This is a genomic window from Lentzea kristufekii, from assembly GCF_033949925.1.
Classification (GTDB): Bacteria; Actinomycetota; Actinomycetes; order Mycobacteriales; family Pseudonocardiaceae; genus Lentzea; species Lentzea kristufekii.
The window spans coordinates 80,274-103,298 of record NZ_JAXAVV010000030.1 but is presented as its reverse complement, the minus strand read 5'-3'; the positions used below and the strand labels follow the sequence as shown (position 1 = coordinate 103,298).

Sequence of the window (23,025 nt, the reverse complement as noted above, 5' to 3'; positions counted from 1 at the left end):
AGGTCGCGCTGCCACTGGACGACGGCCGAGTGGTAGCTGTTGGCCGCCTTCGTGTCGAAGTTGAAGACGTGCCCGTACCCGTTGACGACGAAGCCGTCGACCCGCGGTGCCTTGGGGTAGAACGGCTTCTCGGAGGCGACCAGTGCCTGGGCCGAGGAGCAGTCGGCGCCGAGCGGCGGGGTTCCGCAGAAGTAGTCGGCCGAGGTCTGCACGGTCATCACCGGCACGTCGATGAGGGCGCTCACCGGCAGGACGAGGTTCGACATCAGCGCGGTGGTCACGAACTCGCCCGCCGACACGACGTCCTTGGTGGCCTCGTCGAGGTTGATCACGGTGGCGATGTTCGGGCCGGGCGCGTGGAACATGTCGTACCGGGTGCCGGGGGCCGTCGTCAGGTAGCCGACGTCGAGGCCGCGCAGGCTCAGCTTCGGGTCGATCAGCGCGGGGATCAGGTTCGTCAGCGCGGGCACGGCCCTGATGTAGTCCCACTGGTGCGTCATGCCGGTGACCAGGACGCCGTCGACGTCGCGGTACTTGCCCGCCTCGGCCATCGCGATGGCCGAGCCGATCGAGTGCCCGCCGACGAGCACCTTGGCGAAGCGGGGGCGCAATTTCTGGATGACCTGGTGCACCGCCTCTGCCTGGTTCGGCACGTCGACGAGGATGCTCAGCGGCTTCGTGCTCCTGCCGGACCCGATCCGGTCGACGGCCATGGTGGCGATGCCCGCGCTGTTCATCGCGCGCGTGACCGAACGGGTCTCGCCTTCGACCGGGATGTCCCAGTAACCGCTGGTGTAGGTGCCGCCGGGGACGAGCACCTGGACGGTCTTCGCCCCCTGCGGGACGCACAGCCTGCCGTACATCGTCTGCCTGATGAGGCCGAACTGAACGGGCGTGTACACGTCCTCGCAGGTCGTCGCGGCAGCGCTGGCCGGCGCGGGAACCGGCAGGAGGGCAGCGAGCAGCACGGCGGCACAGAGCCGGCGGAAACGCATGGGGGAACAACCTCCAGCTAGCGGGGGACGACCTTCATCATCAGGTCGTTGGGGTAGGCCGCGTTCGTGAACTTGGTGCGCACGGGCCGGTCGGGGACCAGCCGGTAGCGCGCGCAGACCGTCGCCACCACGATGGCGATCTCGGTCAGCGCGAAGTGGTTCCCGATGCACTGGTGGATGCCGCCGCCGAACGGCACGAACGCGCCCTTCGGCAGCCGCTTGGCGCGTTCGGGCGTCCAGCGGTCCGGGTCGAAGCGCTCGGGGTCCGGGAAGTTCGCGGGGTCGTGGTGCATCGTGTGCGGGCTGAGGATCACCTCGGTGCCCGCGGGCAGGACGGCGCCGCCGAGCTCGACCTCGACGGCCGTGCGGCGCATGACGAGCCAGAGCGGGTACTTCCGCAGGACCTCGGTCGCCACCTGGCCGACGTAGGTCAGCTTCGGCACGTCGTCGACGGTCACCGGACGGCCGGCCAGCACCTCGTCGACCTCCGCCACGACCCGCCGTTCCACCTCGGGGTTGGCGGCGATCTCGTGGAAGATCCAGGCCAGCGCCAGCGCGGTCGTCTCGATGCCCGCCGTCAGCAGCGTGATGACCTCGTCGAAGACCTGCTCCTCGGTCATCGGTTCGCCGGTCTCGGCGTCCCTGGCCATCAGCAACGTCGACAGCAGGTCGCCGTGGTCGGTCTCATCGCCACGACGGCTCTCGATGACCTCGCGCACGATCGCGCGCATCCGGGAGATGGCCTCGTCGAACTCGCGGTTGGCCGGGATGGGCAGCTTCTCGACGAACGCCGGTGAGAGGGCGCGCAGGATTCCGTTCCTGATGATCACGAAGACGGACCGGCGTGCCTCGGCGATCGCCTTCTTGCCGATCTCGGTGGAGAAGAGCGCCTCACCGACGATCGTGACGGCGAGGCCCTGCATGTCGGCCTCCAGCTGCCGCACCTCGCCGGGCCGCCAGCCGTCCAGCAGGTCGAGCGTCGCGCGGAGCATGGTGCTCGCGTAACCGGCGATCCGGTCGCGGTGGAACGCCGGCTGCATCATGCGGCGCTGGCGCAGGTGGAAGGCTCCGCTCGACACCGCGAGCCCGTTGCCGACGAACGGCCGGAACTTGTCGTACATCCGGCCTTTGTGGAACTTCGGTGCGTCGGCGACCAGCACCTGGTGGGTCAACTTCGGGCTGGCGACGAAATAGGTGCGCATCGGCCCGAGATGTACTTCGACGAGATCACCCTGACCACGTAAATTCCTGGTGAATGCGAATCTTTTCCTGAGCATAGGCAACGAATGCCCGAGAAATGGCAGCCGGCCGGGTGCCACCGGGACGGACATCATCGCTCCTAGTGAGGGGAAAAGAGATCGCGCAACCCTATGAGTCGTTCGGTCGAGAGTGACAGTGCCCGATCGGGTGGAGTCCGTTCACGCTTGCGGCCTAGTCGCTCGCGCTTTGTGCGTGACTAAGCTAGTGCGTCCGCAACCTGAAGAGGTGGGTAGTCGTGTCCGACGTGCAGAACTGGGTTCCGCAGAGCGTCGACGTTTCCGTGCCGAGCGCGGCACGCGTCTACGACTACCTGCTCGGGGGTGCGCACAACTTCGCGGTCGACCGCCTGATGGGCGACAAGGCCGAGCAGATGATGCCGAACTCCCGCAACGCGGCCAGGCTCAACAGGGCCTTCCTGCGCCGCGCGGTGCGCTTCATGACCGACCAGGGCGTGCGCCAGTTCCTGGACATCGGCTCGGGCATCCCGACCGTGGCCAACGTGCACGAGGTCGCGCAGGAGGAAGACCCGTCGTGCCGCGTCGTGTACGTGGACCGCGACCCCGTCGCCGTCGCGCACGGTGAGCTGATCATCGCGGGCAACGACCGCGTCGGCGTGCTGCAGGCCGACATGCGCGATCCGGACAGCATCCTGAACAGCGGCGAGGTGAACCGGCTGCTGGACTTCGACCAGCCCATCGGCCTGCTGATGCTGTTCATGGTCCACTGGGTGCCGGACGAGGCCGACCCGCAGAGCCTGCTCAAGCGCTACCGCGAGGCGCTGCCCAGCGGGAGCTACCTCGCGATCTCGCACATGGCCGGCGACCACGTCAACGACGACGCCAGGTCGGTCACCGACAGGATGGCCAAGGCGGGCGGTGGCGACGTCACCTATCGCGACCGCGCCCAGGTCGAGTCGTTCTTCGGGGACTTCGAACTGGTCGAGCCCGGACTCGTCAAATTCGCCGAGTGGCGGCCTTCCGGCCCCGGTGACGTCTCCGATGATCCAGCGTTGAACAAGATCGCGTTCGCCGGAGTCGGCCGGAAGCCATAGCGATTATCGATGGTGTGATGTCGATTCACGCGACCGGTTGAGGCGGAGCCGACTCTGCGTGGGTAAACTGCCGGACCTCAGAGCCATTGCGAGGCGGCCACCCGAATGTCCAGCCCGAGCCGAATACCAGACGGAACGCCTTCGCCTCAGGACAATGCGAGGGCGCGGACGACGCTCGCCCGCAAATGGTCGTACCGCCTGCTCGGAGCAGTCGCGATTCCCCTGGGCCGAGAAGATCTCGACGCGGAGCTGCGGATCCGGCTGGACGCGTTGTGCTCGATGCTGCACGAGGAACCGTTCGTGACCGCCTCGATCGAGGCGGCGGGCGCCGACCTGGCGACGCTGGGTCATCTGGGCCGGTTCGGGCTGCGGTGCACCACCGAGGTCCTCGGCAAGGGCCTGCTCGCGCTGCCGGAGTTCCAGCCGGTCGAGCGGTACGCGGAACGGATCGCGCTCGCGATGGGCGCGCTCGGTGCCGGTTTCACCGCGGCCAACGCGGAATCCGTGCTGGCGCAGCAGGAGAGCATGCAGCGGTCGTTGCTCAAGGCGGTCCGCGACGCGAACTGGAACCTCAGGGAGAGCCAGGCCCGCTTCGACGAGGTCGTCACGTCGTCCACCAACGGTGTGCTGATCGTCGACCTCGAGGGCCGGCTGCTCCAGGTGAACGCGGCCACCGGCCAGATCCTCGGGCGCACCTCCGAAGAACTCACCGGTGTGCCGCTGCTCGACCTGATCGAGCCCACCTACGTCGAGGTGCTGCGCGACGCGATGGCCGACCTCGCCGCCGGCACCACCGAGCGCTTCCGGCAGTCGCAGCGGCTGCTGCGCGACGACGGCGAGTCCGCGCCGGTGACGCTGGCCGCTTCGCTGCTGCGCGGTGCCGACGACCAGCCGATGCACTTCGTCGTCGTGATCGAGGACGGCACCGAACTGGCGCTGCTGCAGAGCGAGCTCAGGCGGCAGTCGCTGCACGACGTGCTGACCGGGCTGCCGAACCGCCAGTTCTTCACCACCCAGCTGGAGATCGCGCTGCGCAAGGCCGATCCCGAGCACGGCATCACCGTATTCCACCTCGACCTCGACGCGTTCGGCATGCTGCGCGACAGCTTCGGCGGCCGGGTCGTCGAGCGGTACCTGCAGCACGTGACCGGCCGGCTGAAGACGTTGCTGGCGGGCGAGAAGGTCATGATCGCCCGGTTCGGCGGCGACGAGTTCGGCGTCCTGCTGGAGAACACGGCGACGACGCCGGGCATCGACGCGATCATGAAGAGCATCAACGACGACCTGGTGCTCGAACCGACCTTCGTGGACGGTCACGGGGTGTCGGCGTCGATGAGCGCGGGCGTCGTGCACCGGCCGGGCACCGACTCCGAACCGCTCGACGTGCTGCGCTCCGCGGAACGGTCGTTGCGCCGCGCCAAGAAGGGCAGGCGCGGGCAGTGGGAGCTGTACCACGCCGGCCAGGACGCCGAGGAGCTCCGGGACGACGCGCTGGCCGTGGAGATGCCGGCCGCGTGGGAGAACGGCGAGATCAGCGTGAGGTACCGGCCGGTCGTGCGGCTCGCGGACGGCGCGGTCAGCGGTGTCGAGGCGGAGTTCCACTGGGACAGCCCGGAATCCGGCGTGCTGACCCACGACCGGTGCGCGTACCTGGCCGAGCAGACCGGCCTGATCCTGCCGCTCGGCGGGTGGCTGCTGAAGGTCGCAGGCGGCCAGTCGGCGTGGTGGCGCCAGCGCGGGCAGTTGGACAGGACGCTGGCCGTGCGCCTCACCGCGCACCAGTCGTCCGACGCGGACCTGGTCTCGCGGGTGGTGGAGGTGCTCGACCAGATCGGGGTGCCCGCCGACAAGCTGATGATCAGCATGCCCGGCGGCGTGCTGTCCGTGGCCGACGCGGCGGACAACCTCGCCGTGCTGGCCCGCATGGGCGTGCTGACGGCGATCGACGACTTCGGGATGGGGCCGCTCGACTTCGGCCTGCTCGCGTCCGAACTGCCGGTGCGGGCCGTGCGGGTGGCGCCCGGCCTGGTGGCGAGCCGCTCTCCGTACGTGGCGGCGCTGCTGCCGCTGTTGCGGGAGCAGGGTGTGGCGGTCGCCGTGGAGGGGATCGACAGCGCCGAGCAGGCCGAGTGGTGGCGTGCCGCCGGGGCGGACTTCGCGACGGGCGACCACTTCGGGGTGGCGCAGGAGCCGGGCCAGTTCCTGGAGACGCTGGAACCCCGGTGACCGGACGGGGTCGGGGTCACGTCCGGCCACCGGAGAAGACTTCTAGCCGGTGAACTTCGCCAGGGCCTTGGTGAACTCGTAGGTCTGCTGGTTGATGCCGCTGCACGAGGAGCTCATCGCCCCGCAGTTGCCGCGGTCCCGGTTCACGGCCCAGAACGACACGCGCGCCAGGTGCTTGGAGTTGGACCACGCCACGATGTCGCGGAAGTTCTGCGGGGTGACGGTCTCGCCGGTGTCGGTCTTGCCGTTCATCGACGACAGGCCGCTGCGCCGGTACGCCGCGTCGTCGGTGAGGCCGTACGTCGACTTGACGTGGTTCTTCAGGCCGTCGACCGCGCTCTTGGTGTACGCGAACATGTCACCGCCGGTGCCCCAGTCGAACGGCATGACCGCCCACGTGTCGATCGGTGCGCCGAGCTCCTTGGCGCGCGTGATCAGGCGCTTGCCCCAGGAGTTCGGGCCGGTGCGGTCGGTCGGCATGGTGATGACCGTCTTCACGCCGGGGTTGTTCTGCTTGATGATCTTCAGTGCGCCGAGGACGCGGTCCTGCGTGGTGTTGTTCTCGAACTCGGCGGCCTCGATGTCGATGTCGATCGCCTTGAGCGCGTAGGCGTCGATCACCTTCTGGTAGGCGCCGGCGAGCGCGGCCGGTGAGCTGCAGAACTGGCCGAGCTTGTTGCCGGACCAGCCGCCGATCGACGGCACGGCGTCACCGCCGGCCGCGCGGATCGAGTTGATCAGCGTCTTGTCCGACCCGGTCAGCGAGCGGGAGCCGTCCCACTTCGGGTTGCACGTGCCGTCGCTGAGGATGAACGCGAGGGTGAACGACCTGATGCCCGTCTGCTGCATGACCGTGGCGGGGTTGGGCTGACCGCCCCACTGGTAGAGGTAGGGCGCCGCGAGCACGGGGTTGACGGCCGCCTGTGCGGTCGTGGGCAGCATGATCGCCGCGCACGTGGCAGCGACTGCGCCGACGAGGAACCGCTTCATCAGTCCTCCAAGAACTGCTCGGTCCAGGGCGGCGGAGCTGGCAGTGAGGGGGCTCACAACGTCTTCAAAAATGGACTAGACCATCGCTCTCTGTCAAGAAGGTAGACGAAAACGCTGTGAATCATCCGGCCCCGTTTCGGCCCTGGTCCGGCGGGCTCTGACGATCTTGTCGGTGGCGCGTGGTGCAATCGAGTCGTGGCACTTGCACCCCAGCTGGTCCGCCGGAAGCCGGAGACGCGCCCGCGTCCCCGGTGGGACGCCGCTGCCCAGCGGGTCTTCGAGCTCGAGGGCTTCGTCCGGGTGCTCGGCGGCCCCGGCACCGGCAAGACGACGCTGCTCGCCGAGCTGGCCGCGCACGTCGTGCTGGAGCACGGGGCCGATCCGGAGAACGTGCTCGTGCTCACGGCGAACAGGCGCGCGTCGGTGGCGTTGCGCGCGCAGATCACGCAGTTGCTGACGGGCCGGTTGTCGGCGATCCGCGAGCCGTTGGTGCGGACCGTGCACTCCTACGCGTTCGCCGTGCTGCGCAACCAGGCGGTGCTGCTGGGCGAGCCGCCGCCGCGGTTGCTGTCCGGGCCGGACCAGGACGCGATGGTGCGCGAACTGCTCGCGGGTGACGTGGAGCTGGGCGCGTTGAAGTGGCCGGAGCGGTTGCGGCCGGCGCTGGAGCTGCCGGGGTTCGCGCACGAGCTGCGGGATCTGCTGCTGCGCGCGGCGGAACGCGGGCTCGGGCCGGAAGACCTGATCGAGCTCGGAGAGCAGCACGGACGCGACGAATGGGTTGCGGCCGGGCGGTTCGGGGCGCAGTACGAGGCGGTGAACCTGCTGTCCGGGATGGACTCCGCGACGGCGTACGCCCCCGCCTACGACGCGGCCGAGCTGGTGTCGTCGGCCTACGCGGCGTTCGTGAACGACGAGGACCTGCTGTTCGCCGAACGGCGGCGCGTGCGGTACCTGCTGGTCGACGACGCGCAGCACCTCGATCCGATGCAGTACTCGCTGATCCGCTCGCTCGGGTCGGGGGCGGCGCGGTTCGTGCTGGCCGGTGATCCGGACCAGGCGATCTTCACGTTCCGCGGTGCCGATCCGGAGATCCTGCGCGACGCCGACGGCGAGACGGTCGTGCTGCGGCAGTCGCACCGGATGACGCCCGAGGTCCGGGACGCGGTGGCAAGGCTGGCGGCCCGTCTGCCCGGTGCCTCTCCTGCGCGCAAGGTCGATCCGGTCGACGGCGAGGGCTCCGTGCAGGTGCGGTTGCTCGCGTCGTCCGCGCAGGAAGCGACGTGGGTGGCGGACCAGCTGCGGCGTTCGCACCTGGCCGACGAGGTGCCGTGGTCGCAGATGGCCGTGGTGGTGCGGTCGGCGACGTTGTCCCTGCCGGTGTTGCAACGGGCCCTGCTCGCCGCCGGCGTGCCGGTGTCCGTCGCGTCGGACGAGCTGCCGCTTGCGCAGCAGCCTTCCGTGCGTCCGTTGCTCGCTCTCGTTCGGGCCGCGGCCTCGCCGGGTTCGCTGGACGAGGACACGGCGGCGATGCTGCTGTCCTCCTCGTACGGTGGCGCGGATCCGTTGGCGCTGCGGCGGTTGCGGCGTGGTCTGCGGCGCCTGGAGATGGCCGCGGGCGGGGACAGGCCGAGCGGCGACCTGCTGGTCGAGGTCGTGGAGACCGGGGACAGGCTGGCCGCGCTGGAGGACGCGGAGTCGTTGCCCGCGCGGCGGATCGGGCACCTGCTGGCGTTGGCGCGCAAGGCGATCGAGGCGGGGAAGTCCGTCGAGGTCGTGCTGTGGGAGCTGTGGACGGCGACAGGTCTGCAGGAGCGCTGGGTGGCGCAGTCGGCCCGGCGCGGCCTGCTCGGCATGCAGGCGGACCGCGACCTCGACGCGATCGTGGCGTTGTTCGAGGCGGCCGCGAAGTACGTCGACCGGTTGCCCGGTTCGGGGGTCGCCGGGTTCGCGGACTACCTGGAGTCGCAACGGATCGTCGGCGACACGCTGGCCGCCTCGGCCCCGACCGGTGAGGCGGTGTCCGTGCTGACGGCCCACTCGGCCGCCGGGCGCGAGTGGGAGGTCGTCGCGGTGCCCGGCGTCCAGGAGGGCAGCTGGCCGGACCTGCGGCTGCGCGGCACGGTGCTCGGCGTCGAACGCATGGTGGACGTGCTGGCCGGGCTGGAGCCCTCGGTGTCGGCGGTGGCGCCGATCCTGGCGGAGGAACGCCGGCTGCTGCTGGTCGCCGCTTCCCGCGCGCGGTCGAAGCTGCTGATCAGCGCTGTTCGAGGGGAGGACGAGCAGCCGTCTCGGTTCCTCGACGAGATCGAGTCGTCCGCTGAGGACGAACGGAAGCTGCACCGGCCGCAGCGCGGTCTGGTGCTGGGCGAACTGGTCGGCGAGCTGCGCCGGGTCGTGTGCTCGGACTCCGAGGACCCGGACCGGCGTGCGCGTGCCGCCGAGCAGCTGGCCCGGCTGGCCGAGGCGGGCGTGCCCGGTGCGCACCCCGAGTCCTGGTACGGCCTGGCGGAAGTGTCCGTCGACGCTCCACTGTGGACCGAGGAGCAGAAGGTCAGCGTGACGCCGTCGACCATCGAGGTGATCACGAAGTGCCCGTTGCGCTGGGTCGTCGAGCGGCACGGCGGGCAGGACCCGGCGGAGCTAGCCTCGGTGACGGGCACGCTCGTCCACGCACTGGCGCAGGCGGCGTCGTCCGGTGCGGACGCGCAGCAGCTCAGGGCGAAACTCGACGAGGCGTGGGCCGCTGTGGACGCCGGCGCTCCCTGGTTCTCCCGCCGCGAACGCCTGCGGGTGGAGAAGATGCTCGACACGTTCCTCGCGTGGCTGGCCATGAGCCGCAGCCAGCTCACGCAGGTCGCGGTCGAGGAGGAGATGGTCGTCGACGTCCCGAAACGCGACGGCGGGCCGTGGCTGCAGGTCAGGGGCCGGGTCGACCGTCTGGAAAAGGACGAGGACGGCCGCCCGGTGGTGATCGACCTCAAAACCGGCAAGAGCCCGGTGTCGCGCGAGGCGTCCCAGGAGCACCCGCAGCTGGCCGTCTACCAGCTGGCGTCGTCGCTGGGCGGCTTCACCCACATCGGACTCGGAACCGAGCCAGGCGGTGCCCGCCTGCTCTACGTGGCGAAGGAGGACAAGAAGACAGGAGCCGTCGAACGCACCCAGGCGCCGCTGGACGAGCAGGGCGTGCAGGCGTGGCTGGAGGTCGTGCAGGGTGCCGCGGAGTCCGTGCTCGGGCCGAACTACACGGCGCGGGAGAACGCGGACTGCGACCGCTGCCCGGCCCGCACGACGTGCCCGGTCCACCCGTCCGGCCGGCAGGTCAGCGAGTAAGTACTGTTGACCTGCGTGTTTCATGCGCTCGAACTGTCGGCGAACACACCGTCCCGGGTGGTGCGGACGCGTCCGGCCCGGGTAGGAAGATGTACTGGTGACCGTCAGCCCGTTTGAGATCGCTGAGGCGCTCGGGCTGAACAAGCCGACCCCCGAGCAGGCCGAGGTGATCGCCGCACCAGCGCAGCCCGCGCTGGTCATCGCGGGCGCCGGAGCAGGCAAGACCGAGACCATGGCCGCGCGCGTGGTGTGGCTGGTGGCGAACGGGCTCGTGCTGCCCGATCGCGTGCTCGGCCTGACGTTCACCCGCAAGGCCGCGCGCCAGCTCGCGGACCGGGTGCGCGCCCGGCTGCGCAGGCTGGCCGGATCATCCCTCCTGGACGATCTCGACCCCAGCGGCGAGCGCAAGATGGCCGTGCTGACCGGCGAGCCCGTGGTGCTGACGTACCACGCCTACGCGGGCCGCCTGGTGACCGAGCACGGGCTCCGGTTGCCCGTGGAGCCCGGCGTGCGGCTGCTGACGCAGACGGCGTCGTGGCAGCTCGCGCACCGGGTGGTGTCGACGTGGGCTCGCGACCTGGACACGGACAAGGTTCCGGCGACGATCACCGGGTACCTGCTGTCGCTGGCCGGTGAGCTGGGCGAGCACCTGGTGACGCCCGAGGCGTTGGAAGCGCACGCCCTCGAGTTCTGCGCGCTGGTCGAGAACGCGCCGCGGGCACCTCGCCAGCGGGACGCGTTGCCGGAGAAGCTCCGGGAGATCGTTGCGGCGCAACGGCTGCGGATCGCGATGCTGCCGTTGCTGGACGCCTACCAGCAGCGCAAGCGCAAGGAAGCCGCGCTGGACTTCGCGGACCAGATGTCGCTGGCCGCGCAGCTGGCCGCCTTCGACGAGGTGTCCACCGGCGAACGCGAGCGGTACGGCGCCGTTCTGCTGGACGAGTACCAGGACACCGGGCACGCACAGCGCGTGTTGCTGCGGTCGTTGTTCGGCGAGGGCAAGCCGATGCCGGTGACGTCCGTGGGCGACCCGGCGCAGGCCATCTACGGCTGGCGCGGGGCGTCGGCAGCGAACCTGCCGCGCTTCGCCGACGACTTCCCGCCGACGAAGAAGTTCGGTCTGCTCACCAGCTTCCGCAACCCGCCCGAGGTGCTCGAACTCGCCAACGCCGTCTCGTTGCCGTTGCGGGAAGCCGGTCTGGACGTCGAGGAACTGCGCGCGAGGCCCGGCGCCGGACCGGGTGACGTCCGGCTGGCGTTGCACACCGACATCCGCCAGGAACTCGACTGGATGGCGGACAACGTTGCGGCGCAATGGGAAGCTCACCTCGACACCGAGGGCGTGCCGCCGACCGCGGCCGTCCTGGTGCGCCGCCGTTCGGACATGGCCGCCATCGCCGCGGCCCTCCGAGAACGCGGCCTGCCGGTCGAGGTCGTCGGCCTCGGTGGCCTGCTGGACGAACCCGAGGTGCGCGACCTCGTGTCGGCCCTGAGGGTGCTGGTCGACCCGTTGGCGGGCACCGCCGCCGCCCGCCTCCTCACCGGCTCGCGCTGGCGACTGGCGGCCGTCGACCTGGCCGCCCTGTGGTCCCGGGCCCGCGACCTGGCGGGCGTCGCACCGCGACAGTCCGTTGTGGACGACCCGCTGCTGGTGCTGGCGGACGCGTTGCCCGGCGAACACGCCGAACAGGCAGGCCTCGCCGACGCCCTGGACGACCCAGGTGACCCGGACGCCTACTCCACCGACGGCTACCGGCGAATCCGGCGGCTCGGCGGCGAGCTCGCGGCGTTGCGTCGCAGGCTCGACCAGCCGCTGCCCGAACTCGTCGCCGACGTCGAACGCACCCTGCTGCTGGACATCGAGTCGATGTCACGCCCCGGCATGGTCGGCCGCGCCCACCTGGACGCCTTCGCCGACGTCGTGACGGACTTCGCCGCCGCCTCCCCGTCCGCCACGCTCCCGTCCCTGCTCGACTACCTCTACACGGCCGAACACGCCGAAGACGGCCTCGAACCCGGCGAGGTCGAGGTCTCCGAAGACCGCGTGCAGATCCTCACCGTCCACTCGGCGAAGGGCCTGGAGTGGCACATCGTCGCGCTGCCGCACCTGGTCCGCGACGTGTTCCCGGGCCGCAAGAAGTCCTCGTGCTGGCTCAAGTCCGTAACGGAACTGCCGGCCCCGCTGCGCGGCGACGCGGCCGACCTGCCCACGTTGAAGCTGTCCGCCGGCTACAACCGCAAGGAGGTCGACGAGGCACTCACCATCCACGCCGAGGAGTTCGAGGAACGCCGCCTCGTCGAGGAACGCCGCCTCTTCTACGTGGGCGTCACCCGAGCCGAACACAGCCTGCTGATGTCGGGCCACTGGTGGGCCGAGGCCGGCGACAAGCCCAAGGGCCCGTCGATCTTCCTGCAGGAGATGCACGAGGTCCTGCAACGCGACAACCCGCCCGGCGACATCTCCTGCTGGGCGCCAGAGCCGGAAGCGGACACCCCGAACCCACTCGCCGAGGACGTGAAGTCCTCGATCTGGCCGGCAGACCCCCTGGGCAAACGCCGCGACGCCGTCGTAGAGGGCGCCCAGATGGTCCTGGCCGCCCTCGACACCCTGCGCAACGCACCACCAGCACCGCTGCCGCTGATCTTCGAAGAGCCCGCCGCCGAGCTCATCGACGAGGACTACCCGCCCCCCACCGACGAGCCCCCGGACGACGACTTCCCGCCGGAGCCCGAACCACTCCCGGACGACGTGGTCCCGGACGACCCGGAAATGCCCCTCGACGACGACCCAGAAGGCTGGGCGAAGGACGTCGACGTCCTGCTGGCAGAACGCGCCGCCTCCCAGAACCGCCGAGAACAGGTGGCCCTCCCAGACCACCTCTCGGTCTCACAGTTGGTGGAACTGGCCAAGGACCCAGACCTGCTGGCCCGCCGCCTGCGCCGCCCACTCCCGTTCCCCCCGAACCCACTGGCCCGCAGAGGCACGGCCTTCCACACGTGGCTGGAAAACCGCTTCGGCGCCACCCGCCTCCTGGACATGGACGACCTCCCAGGCGCAGGCGACGCAGACGCGGCCCCGGACGCGGACCTGGACCGCCTGAAGGAGTCGTTCCTGACCAGCGCCTGGGCAGACCGCACCCCGCACGACGTGGAGGTGCCGTTCGAGGCGGAGTTCGACGGCATCTCGGTCCGCGGCCGCATGGACGCGGTGTACCGGGACCCCGACGGCTGGACCGTCGTGGACTGGAAGACGGGCGCGGTCCCGGACGCCGAAGCCCTGCCCGCCCTGTCCGTACAGCTCGCGGCGTACCGGCTGGCGTGGGCGGCCCTGGTCGGCGCGCCGCTGGAACAGGTGCGGGCCGCCTTCCACTACGTGCGGCACGACCACACGGTGCGGCCGGCGGACCTGCTGGACGAGCAGGGGCTGAAGGACCTGATCCGCTCTGTGCAGACGACCTGAGTCGGTGGGTGTGGAGACCACCTGGTCTGCTCGGTGTGGAGAGAACTCCGCTCGGTGTGGAGAGCGCCTGATCTGCTCGGCGGAGTCATGATCGCGAGTTGTCCACAGGCTGCGGCTTTCTGACCTGCGGTTATCGGTTGCCGGGTAGCCTGTGGATAGCCGGGAACCCAAAGTGCGTTTCACTCGTTGCGTGACAAGGAAGCGCGCGGGGGCAGCAGCGGCTCCGCTTCCGTCGGGCTCAGCTGCCATCAAGAAGGTGTCGGCCCTGCGGCCGGTTCAGCCCTGCGGCCGGTTCAGCCCTGTGACCAGGCTCAGCCCTGCGGAGACCAGGCTCGGCCCTGCGGAGACCAGGCTCGGCCCTGCGGAGACCAGGCTCGGCCCTGCGACCGAGCTCAGCCCTGCGGGGTACTACCCGCAGGCGCGTGCGAAGCCTTCAACACCCGCTCGTACAGCACCTCAAGCAGCCACCGCCCGAACAACGAAGGCCCGAACTCAGGCGACCGGTCCTCCGGCGGCACCATCAGCTCGGCCACGCTGTCGTCGCCCACGACGACACCGATCCCGTAGTAGTCGAGCTCGATGAACGACCAGGCCTGCGACTCGTCGGTGCGGGGGAGCATCACCGCGCACGGCGCCAGGGTCAGGAGGGTGCCGCAAGACTGGAGGGCACGGTCCGTAGTGGACTCGCTCACCAGGACGCCGACCAGTTCCACGGCGGCCACGGGAAGGCGGTCGTGTGCCTCCGGCTCGAACCACGAGCGGAACCACGACGGGTCGGCTCTCGGGGGCCAGCCGTTCGAGGTTCTCCACTCGTGCACGTCGGGCAGCAAACGCACTACCGCGGACACCTGCTGGCCGAGGACGGCGACGTCGGGAACGACGACTCCGTCCCAGCCGAGTGCGGTCGCGGCGCGCTGAAGGAGCGTTTGCACAGGGCGCATCCTAAGGTTCCTCGCGCAGAAAATGACAGCGTTTGCGGGATACTTGGTTAAGGATTACCCAGGGTGGTCATGGTGAGGCTTTCGCCACTTTCCAGGCCCATGCGACAAGTGGGATCTGCAGTGGCAGGCGGCCGTAGGCGATGGCGCGGGCTTTGGGCGACTTGTCCCGGAAATCCAGAGCCATTTTCACGTTCGCCGGGAACACGGCCACGAACAGCGCGGTGGCCGCGAATGCGCCCAGGCGGCGGGTTCGAGGGGCGGCCACGGCCAAGGACACGGCCAGTTCGGCGGCACCTGAGGCGTACGTCCACTGCCTCGGGGTGCCGGGCAGTGCGCGGGGGACGATCGCGTCGTAGTACTTCGGCCTGGTGAAGTGGGTTGCTCCGGCCAGGCCTAGCAGTGCGGCCAGCGCCAGCGCCGACCGCGCTCGGGAACGGGTTGGTTCCATGGCGTCACCCTGTCATGCCTACGCCGCGTAGGCGAGACGGGGCTGGCCTATTCTCCACGGCCGTGGCAGGTGATTCTCGTCATTCCGAACGCCCTGAACGCACCGAACGCGCCGCTGTCGCCGCGCTGACCGATTCCTTCGTGGCCGGGCTCTGCGAGTGGATCAGGATTCCGAGCATCGGGGTCGACCCCGCGCACCACGCTGACGTGCGCAGATCCGCCGAGTGGCTGGCGAACGCGCTGCGGGAGGACGGCTGGCCGGAGGTCGCGATCTGGGGCGACGGGCCGGCGCTTCCCGCGGTGTTCGCCTGTTGGCCCGCCGGCGATCCGGACGCGCCCACCGTGCTCGTCTACGGGCATCACGACGTCCAGCCGGTCGATCCGGTGCAACGCTGGGACCATCCGCCGTTCGAGCCCGTGATCAGCGGCGATGAGATCAGGGGGCGCGGTGCCAGTGATGACAAGGGGCAGGTCGCGATGCACCTGCTCGCGGTCAAAGCTCATCTCGCGGCCACCGGGCAGAATGCGCCGAGCGTCACGCTGAAACTCTTCGTCGAAGGCGAGGAGGAATCGGGATCACCGCATCTGCGAAAGCTGCTTGAAGATCACGAAGCCGAACTCGGTTGTGATCTTGTGGTGTTCACCGACACGGCATTGCACGAACGTGACGCGCCGACGGTCACCACTGGGCAAAGGGGTGTTCTCGGCGCGGAAATCACGTTCGAGGGCGGCGCGGACGATGTGCATTCCGGGCGCGCGGGCGGTGCGATTCCGAACCCGGCGACGGCGCTCGCGAAACTGATCGCCGCGCTGCACGACGACGACAACAGGGTGCGGCTCGAAGGCTTCTACGACGACGTCCTGGAACCGTCCACAAAGGAACGTGAGGACTACGCCGCGCTGCCGTTCGACGAGCGCAAGTGGCTCCAGCGCAACGGTGGTGGCGCCCAGGGAACCCACGGCGAGACCGGCTACAGCACGCTCGAACGGATCTGGGTGCGGCCCACCGCCGAGGTCAACGGCATCAGCAGCGGCTACACCGGGCCCGGCCTGAAGACGATCATCCCCGCGAGCGCCACGGCGAAGATCAGCTTCCGGCTCGTGCCCGACCAGCACCCGGAGAAGGTCGCGCAGCAGCTCAGCCAGTTCGTCGCCGAGCACACCCCGCCGGGCATCACGGCGCGGGTCGGCTTCCGGGGCGAGGGGGTGCCGCCGTACGCGATCAGCCCCGACGACCCGGCCAACGCCGCGGTCAAGCGGGCGGTGGAGCTCGCGTTCGACCAGCCCGTCAGGTTCGCGCGGGCCGGCGGGTCCGGGCCCGCGGCGGTGCTCCAGCAACGTCTGGGGGTGCCCCTCGTGTACCTCGGCGCGACCTTGCCGGATGATCGCGTCCACGCGCCGAACGAGCGCGTAGTGGTGCCGTTGCTCCTCAAAGGCGCGGAGGCGGCCGCTCACCTGTGGCGGATGCTTGCCCAAGCGGAGATCGCGAAGAGGTTGTCCCGATGAGCCTGTCTGATGAAGCGTCGCACTCGCTCGTCGGCGTGATCAGGATGCCGGACAAGGTCGAGAGCCCTGTCCGCGCGATCCTGAAGCGCGTCATCGGCGCTATGGGGGCGCTGCTGCTCGCGGTGATGATCGTCTACCTGGACCGTGACGGTTATCGCGACGTGAACGAGGACGGCGTCTCACTGCTCGACGCGTTCTACTACGCGACGGTATCTCTCTCGACGACCGGCTACGGCGACATCACGCCCGCGTCGTCGTCGGCGCGTCTGATCAACGTTCTGGTCATCACGCCGTTGCGGGTCCTGTTCCTGATCGTGCTGGTCGGCACGACACTCGAAGTTCTCACGGAGCGCTCCCGTCAGGCGTTGCGCATTCAAAAGTGGAGGCGGGTTGTGCGGGACCACGTGGTGGTCGTCGGTTACGGCACGAAGGGGCGCTCGGCGGTCGCGGCGCTGCTCGGTGACGGTGTCGACCCCGGCTCGATCGTCGTCGTCGACACCGTGCAGGAGTCGCTGGACGCGGCGTCCGCCAAGGGGCTGGTGGTCGTGCACGGCTCCGGTACGCGCAACGACGTGCTGAGGGTCGCCGGTGCGGCCCGTGCGCGCGCGATCGTCGTCGCGCCGAACCGGGACGACACGGCGGTGCTGGTGACGTTGACCGCCCGCGAACTCGCCCCCAAGGCGCAGATCGTGGCGTCGGTGCGGGAACGGGAGAACGAGCACCTGCTCAAGCAGTCCGGTGCCGACTCGGTCGTCGTGTCGTCCGAGACGGCCGGTCGCCTGCTCGGCATGGCCACCGCGACGCCGTCCGTCGTGGCGATGGTGGAGGACCTGCTCACGCCCGACGCGGGGCTCGCGATCGCGGAGCGGGACGTCGAGAAGGGCGAGATCGGCGGATCGCCGCGACACCTGCCCGACATCGTGCTCGGCGTGGTGCGGGGCGGGACGCTGTACCGGGTGGACGCTCCGGAGGCCGACGCGATCGAGCCGGGAGACCGGCTGCTCTACGTCAAGAAGGTGACTCCGCCCGGCGAGGAGTAGGCATCACGGCCGGTGCGCGCAGAGGCGCGTAGCGGAAGAGGAACGCGTAGAAGCCGCCCGCCAGCGCTGCCATGCACAGCAGCAGCGCGGTGAGGCGGCGCCCGACCGGGAGTCCGACGGGCAGTGAGGCGGCGGACGACACCATCTCGCCGCCGGTGTTGACGATCTCGACGGTCTCGCCCTTGGTGTGACCGCAGCCGTCGAGCTTGGCCTGCTTCTTCTCGCCGCCGGCGTCCCACTCGACGGTGTCCATGCCCTGGCCGCACGAGCCGCTTTCGACGACTGTCGCGGTCACGGGTCTAGGGGGTTCCTCGTCGCCCAACACCTTGGCGGGCACCAAGAGCGCGACCGCGACCCCGATCCCGACCAGTCCGACGACCAGCAGGATGAACACCCATCTGTCCGGGCTTCGCGGAACCGCCACACTGCGATGTTCGCAGACGCGGCGGCCCGCGTGGAGCCCAGGTTTATTTCGGCAGCTGACGCAGCTGCTCGACCTTGATGGTCCTGCCGTCGGTCACCGAGCCGTTCACGGCGACGAGGTCGCCGTTCTTCGGCTTCTCGGTCACCGAGGACAGGTCCAGCGGCGTCTGCAGACCGTCGACCTGGATCAACGTGGCGTTGTCGCCGTTGACGTCCTTGACGGTGCCGCGCGCCTGGGCCTTCGCCAGCGCCACGTTCAGCGCCTTGCCGTCCTTCACGCGCACGGTCACGCGCTGGTCGGCCTTGAGCCCGGCGAGATCGCCCCCGCGCAGCTTGGTGGAACCGTCAGTGGTCAACGACACCTCGCTGCCGTCGTCCTTGGTGATCGTGAGCTTGCCGGTCTCGACCGACTTGACCCGTCCGACGACGAGCGTGCTGTCCTTGAGCTTGGTCTTGTCCGGACGGCCCGGCTTGCCGGGGCCGCCTAGGTGGCGCTCCGCGAACGCCGCGTTCGGTGGGCGGTCGGGGCCTTCGGCCGCCGTCGCGACCGCGATGCCGCCGACGGTGAGGCCGACGGCCGCGACGATGGCGCCGGCCCACGCTGATTTCTTCGACATGCGCACCAGCGTGCGCGTGCATGCTGAGCGCAAGCTGAAGGCGAGTCGCCCGAAGTCCCGATGATCAGCAGAATGGGTGAGGTGTCCGCCAGGGTGTTGGTGATCGAGGACGCCGAGGCGATCGGCGCCGCGGTGTCGTCCGCGCTGCGCGAGTCCGGGTACGACGTGCAGCACCGACTTGACGGGCGCCAGCTGGAGGCCGACCTCGGTCGCTTCCGCCCCGACCTGGTCGTGCTCGACGTGATGCTGCCCGGCCGCGACGGCTTCCAGTTGCTCGAGGTCATCCGCCGCTCGTCCGGCGCCGGCGTGGTCATGCTGACCGCGCGCGACGGCGTGCCGGACCGGCTGCGCGGGCTTTCCGGCGGCGCCGACGACTACGTGGGCAAACCGTTCGTGCTGGCAGAGCTCGTGGCACGGGTGTCGGCGGTGCTGCGCCGCCTCGGCCGCACGCCGTCGACCGTGCAGGTCGGCGACCTGGTCGTGGACGCCGACGCCGGTGTCGTCATGCGCGCCGACCGGCCGATCGACCTGACCGCGACCGAACTGCGGCTGCTGGTGTACCTGGCGGCCCAGCGCGGCCGCGTGGTGTCCAAGACGCAGATCCTCACGGCCGTGTGGGGCTACGAGGACTACGACCCGAACCTGGTCGAGGTCCACGTCAGCGCCGTGCGCCGCAAGATCGAGGAGCACGGCACGAGGCTCGTCCACACCGTTCGCGGCCTTGGGTACGTGCTGCGGGCAGAGGAATGAACCTCCGCACGGTCTCGTTGCGCCGGCGGGTGGCGGTGTCCGTGCTGCTCGTGCTGTTCCTGGTGCTCGTGGCACTGGTGATCTCGGTCGACCGGACGTTCGCCGGGCAGTCCTCCAAGGACGTCGACGGCGTGCTGAACAACGCCGGGGCGCGTGCGGTGGAGATGCTGAGGAACGGCAGGCGTCCGGCCGAGGTCGTCGGCGTGTTGACGAAGCGGAACATCCACGTCACCATCGAGCTGCCCAACGGCACGACCGTCGGCAGCGCGCCTGAAGAGGGGCAGTTCGAGCGCCAGGTCCGCAACGTCCAGCGCAACAGGGTCACCCTCTACGCCGACACCGAGGCGATCTCCCAGGCACAGCACAGGCTGCGGAAGCTGCTGCTGATCCTGGGACTCGCGGCGATCGGCATCACCGGTGTGCTGATCTTCGTGGTGGTGCGCAAGGCGCTCGCGCCGCTGGACGCCATGACCTCGCTGGCGCAGGCCATCGCCGCCGGGCACCGGGGCGGACGGCTCAACCCGTCCAGGACCGACACCGAGCTGGGACGGACCGCCGCCGCGTTCGACGGCATGCTCGACTCGCTGGAGGGCTCCGAACAGCGCACACGGCGGTTCGTCGCGGACGCAGCACACGAGCTGCGCACGCCGATCACCGGCGTGCAGGCCGTGGCCGAGGCGCTCGTGCAGGCCCCCGTCGACTCACCCGACCGGGACCAGATGTCGTTCCTGCTGGTCAGGGAGGCCAGAAGGGCCGGACGGCTGGTGGACGACCTGCTCGCGCTCGCCCAGCTCGACGCCGGGTACGAGATGCAACGCGAGTCGGTGGACCTGTTGGGACTGGCCGAGGCCGAGGTGGCGCGGACCCGGTTCGTCGCGCCCGACTTCGACATCTCCGCGGAGGGCGTCCCGGTCGCCGTGGTCGGGGACGGGCAACGGCTCGCGCAGGTGCTGGCCAACCTGGTCGACAACGCCCGGCAGGCGACCGGTCCACAGGGGACCGTCCGGATCCGGGTCGACCTCACGGGGTTCACCGTGTCCGACGACGGGCCGGGCGTGCCCGAGGCCGAACGCGAGCGGATCTTCGACCGGCTGGTGCGGCTCGACGACGCCCGCGACCGGCGCTCCGGTGGATCCGGGCTGGGCCTGGCCATCGCGCGGGGCGTGATCCGGGCGCACGGGGGAGACCTGACCTGCGAACCGTCCGAGCGAGGAGCCGTGTTCCGGGTGGTGCTGCCCTCGGTGAATCCGGTCGCCGAGCCGAGCCGCGTCTGATTCCATCGGGGTGTGGACGCGGACGTGGTGGTGCAGTGGGTGAAGACCGAGTGGACCAAGCAGTCCCGCGGTGAGCCCGGCGCGACCCGGCGCAACGCCGTGCCGGTCGGGTTCGTGCTGCCGCACCTGAAGCCCGCTGTGCACGAGGTGCGCCTGCTCGAGTGGGAGGACTTCGCACCCGTGTGGTCGAAGGAGAGCGACGAGATCGACCGGCTCGCACTCACCCTCCGCGAGGACGACGACGTGCTGTCCGTGCAGCTGCAGGACACCATGCACGCGACACCACGGCGGTGGAACCGGCCCTCGCCGGTCCGGCTGGCGCGCGGCGAGTGGGTCCGGTGGCAGCTCGGCCACCGCTGGCAGCGGCCACGCGACGGCGGCTACAACTACCTGCTGACCACGTTGAACCTGGCTCGCGGCTCACCCCGTGACGCGAAGGTGTTCCTCGGAACGCCCACGCGTCACGTCGACGAGCAGACCTACCTGCGTTAGCCGACCTGGGCCGGGGACGCCGTGAAGGTGTTGCAGGCGTCCGTCGAGTTCGCCTTGAAGCCCGCGGCCGCCCACTGCGCCTGGTTCTTGGCGGAACCGTGCGCGTTGTTCTCGGGCTTCTCCTCGACCGCGAACTGGAAGTCCTCCTGCGCCTGCCGCGCGAGACCCGCCGTCAGCGAACCGCGCCCGGCCGCAGAGCTCAGGAACATGCCCGCGAAGCAGTTCGCCTGCAGTTCGATCCGCCGCGACATCTCCAGGCCCGCCGGGGTCTTCTCGCCCGCGTCGGTGATCTTCAGGTCCGCTGCCCGCAGCAGACCCGTCAGCGCCTGGACGTGGTGGCCGTACTCGTGCGACAGCGTGGCCAGGTGCGTCGCCGGGGCGTCGCCGCCGCCGTTGTCCCGCAGCCGCGACGTCGGCATGTAGATCGTGCGGTTGCGGCCGCAGTAGTAGGCCACCGCGTGGTCGGACTCCGGGGCCTCACCGCACGGGCCGTCTTTCAGGACCGGCGAGGCGTCCAGCTCCGGCTTGTCGAACGGCAGGTTCGCCGCCGTCAGCAGCGGGCCCCAGGCGGTGTCCAGGCACTCGACGCCGGCCGCGTAGTAGGCGGCCAGCTGGCCGTCCGAGGTGCCGAACGGCGGCAACGCGCAGGTCACCGGGGTCAGCGAGACCGGCTTCACCAGCAACGGGTGGTCGGCCAGGCGGAAGACGGCCCGCGGCCGGATCGCGGTCGACGGCTCCGTCGGGGGAGTCGAGGCCGGGCGCGCACCGGCCAGGGCGTGGCCGGTGACCACTCTGGGACGGCTCAGTTGACCGATTCCGAGGACGAACGCGACCACCAGCACGAACACTCCCGCGAGCAGGACCGGGTTGTTCTTGGCTGGTTGGGTCACGTTCTCCCCTTCCTAGGAGACGGCGCCTGGATCGGCTGCCCAGGTGTTGCAGTCGGACGCCTTGTTCGACTTGTAACCCCGGTCGACCCAGATCGCGTTGTTCTGCGGGGTGCCGTGGTCCTTCGTCGGGTAGATGTCGTAGTCACCCCGGTTGCCCGCGTCGGTCAGGGCCACCCGGATCACCTCGATCGGAATCGCTCCGTGCGACAACGGGGCCAGCGACATGCCTCCGAAGCAGGTCGCCTGCAGCTCCATCCGGCGGTTCAGGTCGAGGCCCTTCGGAGTATCCCACCCGCCCGCGTCGTACTGCGCGCGGTCCGAGGCTTTGAGCATCCCGGTGAGCCACTGGATGTGGTGGCCGTACTCGTGGGCGAGCTGGCCCAGGTACTTGCCGGGGTGGTTCGGGTTGTTCGGGTTGCGTTCGGCGGCGTAGGCGTTCGCCGTCCAGTAGATGCCGCCCTGGCAGTACCGCGCCGTCTGGTCCGGGCGGACCGTGCCGCACGGGTACTGCGCGGTCTCGGTGATGACGTGCAGCTCGACCGGCTGGTACGGCAGGTTCGCGGCGTTCAGCGCCGGCTTCCACATGCTCTCGATGCACGGCAGCGCGGCGCGCAGGAAGCGGTCCTGGCCGGCCGGGGAGTAGTCCATCGGCGGCAGCGCGCAGCCCGAGATCGTGTTCGCGCCGAAGCCCGGCTTGAGGAACGGGTGGTCCGCCAGCGCGTAGACGGCCTTCGGGCCGGCCGGGGTCGCCGGGGCGGACGGGGTGCGCGACGCCGGGGCGCGCGGCGCGCTGCTCGTCGTCGGCGGTGCCTCCGTCGTGGTCGGGAGGGTGAACGTCGGGCTGTACGTCGTGTAGTTCGAGTAGCCCGCGTCCTCGATCTTCTTGTTCAGGGTCGCCGCGAAGACGCCGACCGCGCCGAGGCCGAGGACCACGACGCCGCCCAGGATCAGGGCGATCATCGGGCCGTTGCTCCTGCGGCGCGGCGGCATCGGCGGGTACGGGCCGTAGCCGGGAGGCGGGCCCCACGACGGCTGCGGCGGCGGCATGACCTGGCCGGGAGGCGGCGGCGGGCCGTAGTAACCGGGCGGCGGGCCCTGCGGCGGCATGCCGTACGGAGGCGGTGGGCCCTGCGGCGGACGCTGCCCGAGCGGTGCGGGCATCGGTGGCGGGCCGACCGGGCGAGGCGGCGGCCAGTTGCCCGGTGGCGGTGGTTGCGTCATCGCCTGAGGTCCCCCCAATGGTCATCCTGGGTCGGGTACGAGCATAGGCGGACCGGGATCGCGCGTCCCCCGACCGGGCTAACGCGTCCCGTCCACCTCCTGGAGACGC

The 23,025-nt window shown here is 70.2% G+C and carries 18 protein-coding genes; 9 read left to right on the top strand and 9 right to left on the bottom strand.

What is annotated here, in order from left to right; genetic code table 11:
- Both SK571_RS40325 and SK571_RS40320 read right to left on the bottom strand, forming a co-directional pair.
- Positions 1-995 (bottom strand): alpha/beta hydrolase (locus SK571_RS40325; RefSeq protein WP_319989382.1); only part of this gene is annotated, 995 nt, incomplete at its 3' end.
- Between the two features lie 17 nt (positions 996-1,012).
- The gene (locus SK571_RS40320; protein ID WP_319989381.1) at positions 1,013-2,326 is read right to left on the bottom strand and encodes a cytochrome P450; all 1,314 of its coding nucleotides are present in this window, start codon (positions 2,324-2,326) and stop codon (positions 1,013-1,015) included.
- 164 nt (positions 2,327-2,490) lie between these two features.
- Here SK571_RS40320 and SK571_RS40315 point away from each other — a divergent pair, with 164 nt between their 5' ends.
- On the top strand, positions 2,491-3,306 hold the full coding sequence (locus SK571_RS40315; protein ID WP_319989380.1) for an SAM-dependent methyltransferase: 816 nt from the start codon (positions 2,491-2,493) through the stop codon (positions 3,304-3,306).
- Positions 3,307-3,411: 105 nt separating this feature from the next.
- Entirely contained in the window at positions 3,412-5,532 is a 2,121-nt protein-coding gene (locus SK571_RS40310; RefSeq protein ID WP_319989379.1) for a putative bifunctional diguanylate cyclase/phosphodiesterase, read from the top strand.
- A 42-nt stretch (positions 5,533-5,574) separates the two neighbouring features.
- On the opposite strand, the gene SK571_RS40305 is transcribed toward SK571_RS40310, so the two are convergent.
- A complete protein-coding gene (locus SK571_RS40305; RefSeq protein ID WP_319989378.1) occupies positions 5,575-6,522 on the bottom strand; it encodes a chitinase in 948 nt (315 codons plus the stop codon).
- Positions 6,523-6,717: 195 nt separating this feature from the next.
- Between SK571_RS40305 and SK571_RS40300 the strand changes: the two genes are divergently transcribed.
- Both SK571_RS40300 and SK571_RS40295 read left to right on the top strand, forming a co-directional pair.
- Complete coding sequence (locus SK571_RS40300; RefSeq protein ID WP_319989377.1) at positions 6,718-9,855, top strand: ATP-dependent helicase; 3,138 nt, start codon at positions 6,718-6,720, stop codon at positions 9,853-9,855.
- Positions 9,856-9,952: 97 nt separating this feature from the next.
- Entirely contained in the window at positions 9,953-13,315 is a 3,363-nt protein-coding gene (locus SK571_RS40295; protein ID WP_319989376.1) for an ATP-dependent DNA helicase, read from the top strand.
- Between the two features lie 392 nt (positions 13,316-13,707).
- Here the strand turns inward: SK571_RS40295 and SK571_RS40290 are convergent, their stop codons facing one another.
- Positions 13,708-14,247, bottom strand: coding sequence for a hypothetical protein (locus tag SK571_RS40290; RefSeq protein WP_319989375.1), 540 nt, complete (start codon positions 14,245-14,247; stop codon positions 13,708-13,710).
- A 76-nt stretch (positions 14,248-14,323) separates the two neighbouring features.
- The gene (locus SK571_RS40285) at positions 14,324-14,704 is read right to left on the bottom strand and encodes a DoxX family protein (RefSeq protein WP_319989374.1); all 381 of its coding nucleotides are present in this window, start codon (positions 14,702-14,704) and stop codon (positions 14,324-14,326) included.
- A gap of 62 nt (positions 14,705-14,766) precedes the next feature.
- Between SK571_RS40285 and SK571_RS40280 the strand changes: the two genes are divergently transcribed.
- Both SK571_RS40280 and SK571_RS40275 read left to right on the top strand, forming a co-directional pair.
- On the top strand, positions 14,767-16,209 hold the full coding sequence (locus SK571_RS40280) for a M20/M25/M40 family metallo-hydrolase (RefSeq protein ID WP_319989373.1): 1,443 nt from the start codon (positions 14,767-14,769) through the stop codon (positions 16,207-16,209).
- A complete protein-coding gene (locus SK571_RS40275) occupies positions 16,206-17,249 on the top strand; it encodes a potassium channel family protein (RefSeq protein ID WP_319989372.1) in 1,044 nt (347 codons plus the stop codon). Before SK571_RS40280 ends, SK571_RS40275 begins: the two co-directional genes overlap by 4 nt.
- Here SK571_RS40275 and SK571_RS40270 read toward each other — a convergent pair.
- Both SK571_RS40270 and SK571_RS40265 read right to left on the bottom strand, forming a co-directional pair.
- A complete protein-coding gene (locus SK571_RS40270) occupies positions 17,218-17,673 on the bottom strand; it encodes a hypothetical protein (protein ID WP_319989371.1) in 456 nt (151 codons plus the stop codon). The two genes, SK571_RS40275 and SK571_RS40270, sit on opposite strands and share 32 nt — an antisense overlap.
- 43 nt (positions 17,674-17,716) lie before the next feature.
- Positions 17,717-18,289 carry a single stranded DNA-binding domain-containing protein gene (locus SK571_RS40265; RefSeq protein WP_319989370.1) on the bottom strand — a complete coding sequence of 191 codons (573 nt, stop codon included), beginning with the start codon at positions 18,287-18,289 and terminating at the stop codon, positions 17,717-17,719.
- A 72-nt stretch (positions 18,290-18,361) separates the two neighbouring features.
- On the opposite strand from SK571_RS40265, the gene SK571_RS40260 reads away from it, so the two are divergent.
- From SK571_RS40260 to SK571_RS40250, 3 genes are read left to right on the top strand one after another with little or no spacing between them, the layout of a single operon-like run.
- Complete coding sequence (locus tag SK571_RS40260) at positions 18,362-19,039, top strand: response regulator transcription factor (RefSeq protein ID WP_319989369.1); 678 nt, start codon at positions 18,362-18,364, stop codon at positions 19,037-19,039.
- A complete protein-coding gene (locus SK571_RS40255) occupies positions 19,036-20,313 on the top strand; it encodes a sensor histidine kinase (protein WP_319989368.1) in 1,278 nt (425 codons plus the stop codon). The genes SK571_RS40260 and SK571_RS40255 overlap by 4 nt, the downstream gene beginning before the upstream one ends.
- Before the next feature lie 12 nt (positions 20,314-20,325).
- A complete protein-coding gene (locus SK571_RS40250) occupies positions 20,326-20,805 on the top strand; it encodes a hypothetical protein (RefSeq protein ID WP_319989367.1) in 480 nt (159 codons plus the stop codon).
- On the opposite strand, the gene SK571_RS40245 is transcribed toward SK571_RS40250, so the two are convergent.
- Together SK571_RS40245 and SK571_RS40240 are read right to left on the bottom strand one after the other, a co-directional pair.
- A complete protein-coding gene (locus SK571_RS40245; RefSeq protein WP_319989366.1) occupies positions 20,802-21,695 on the bottom strand; it encodes a neutral zinc metallopeptidase in 894 nt (297 codons plus the stop codon). The genes SK571_RS40250 and SK571_RS40245 overlap by 4 nt on opposite strands.
- 12 nt (positions 21,696-21,707) lie before the next feature.
- A complete protein-coding gene (locus SK571_RS40240; RefSeq protein WP_319989365.1) occupies positions 21,708-22,916 on the bottom strand; it encodes a neutral zinc metallopeptidase in 1,209 nt (402 codons plus the stop codon).
- Between the last annotated feature and the right edge of the window lie 109 nt (positions 22,917-23,025).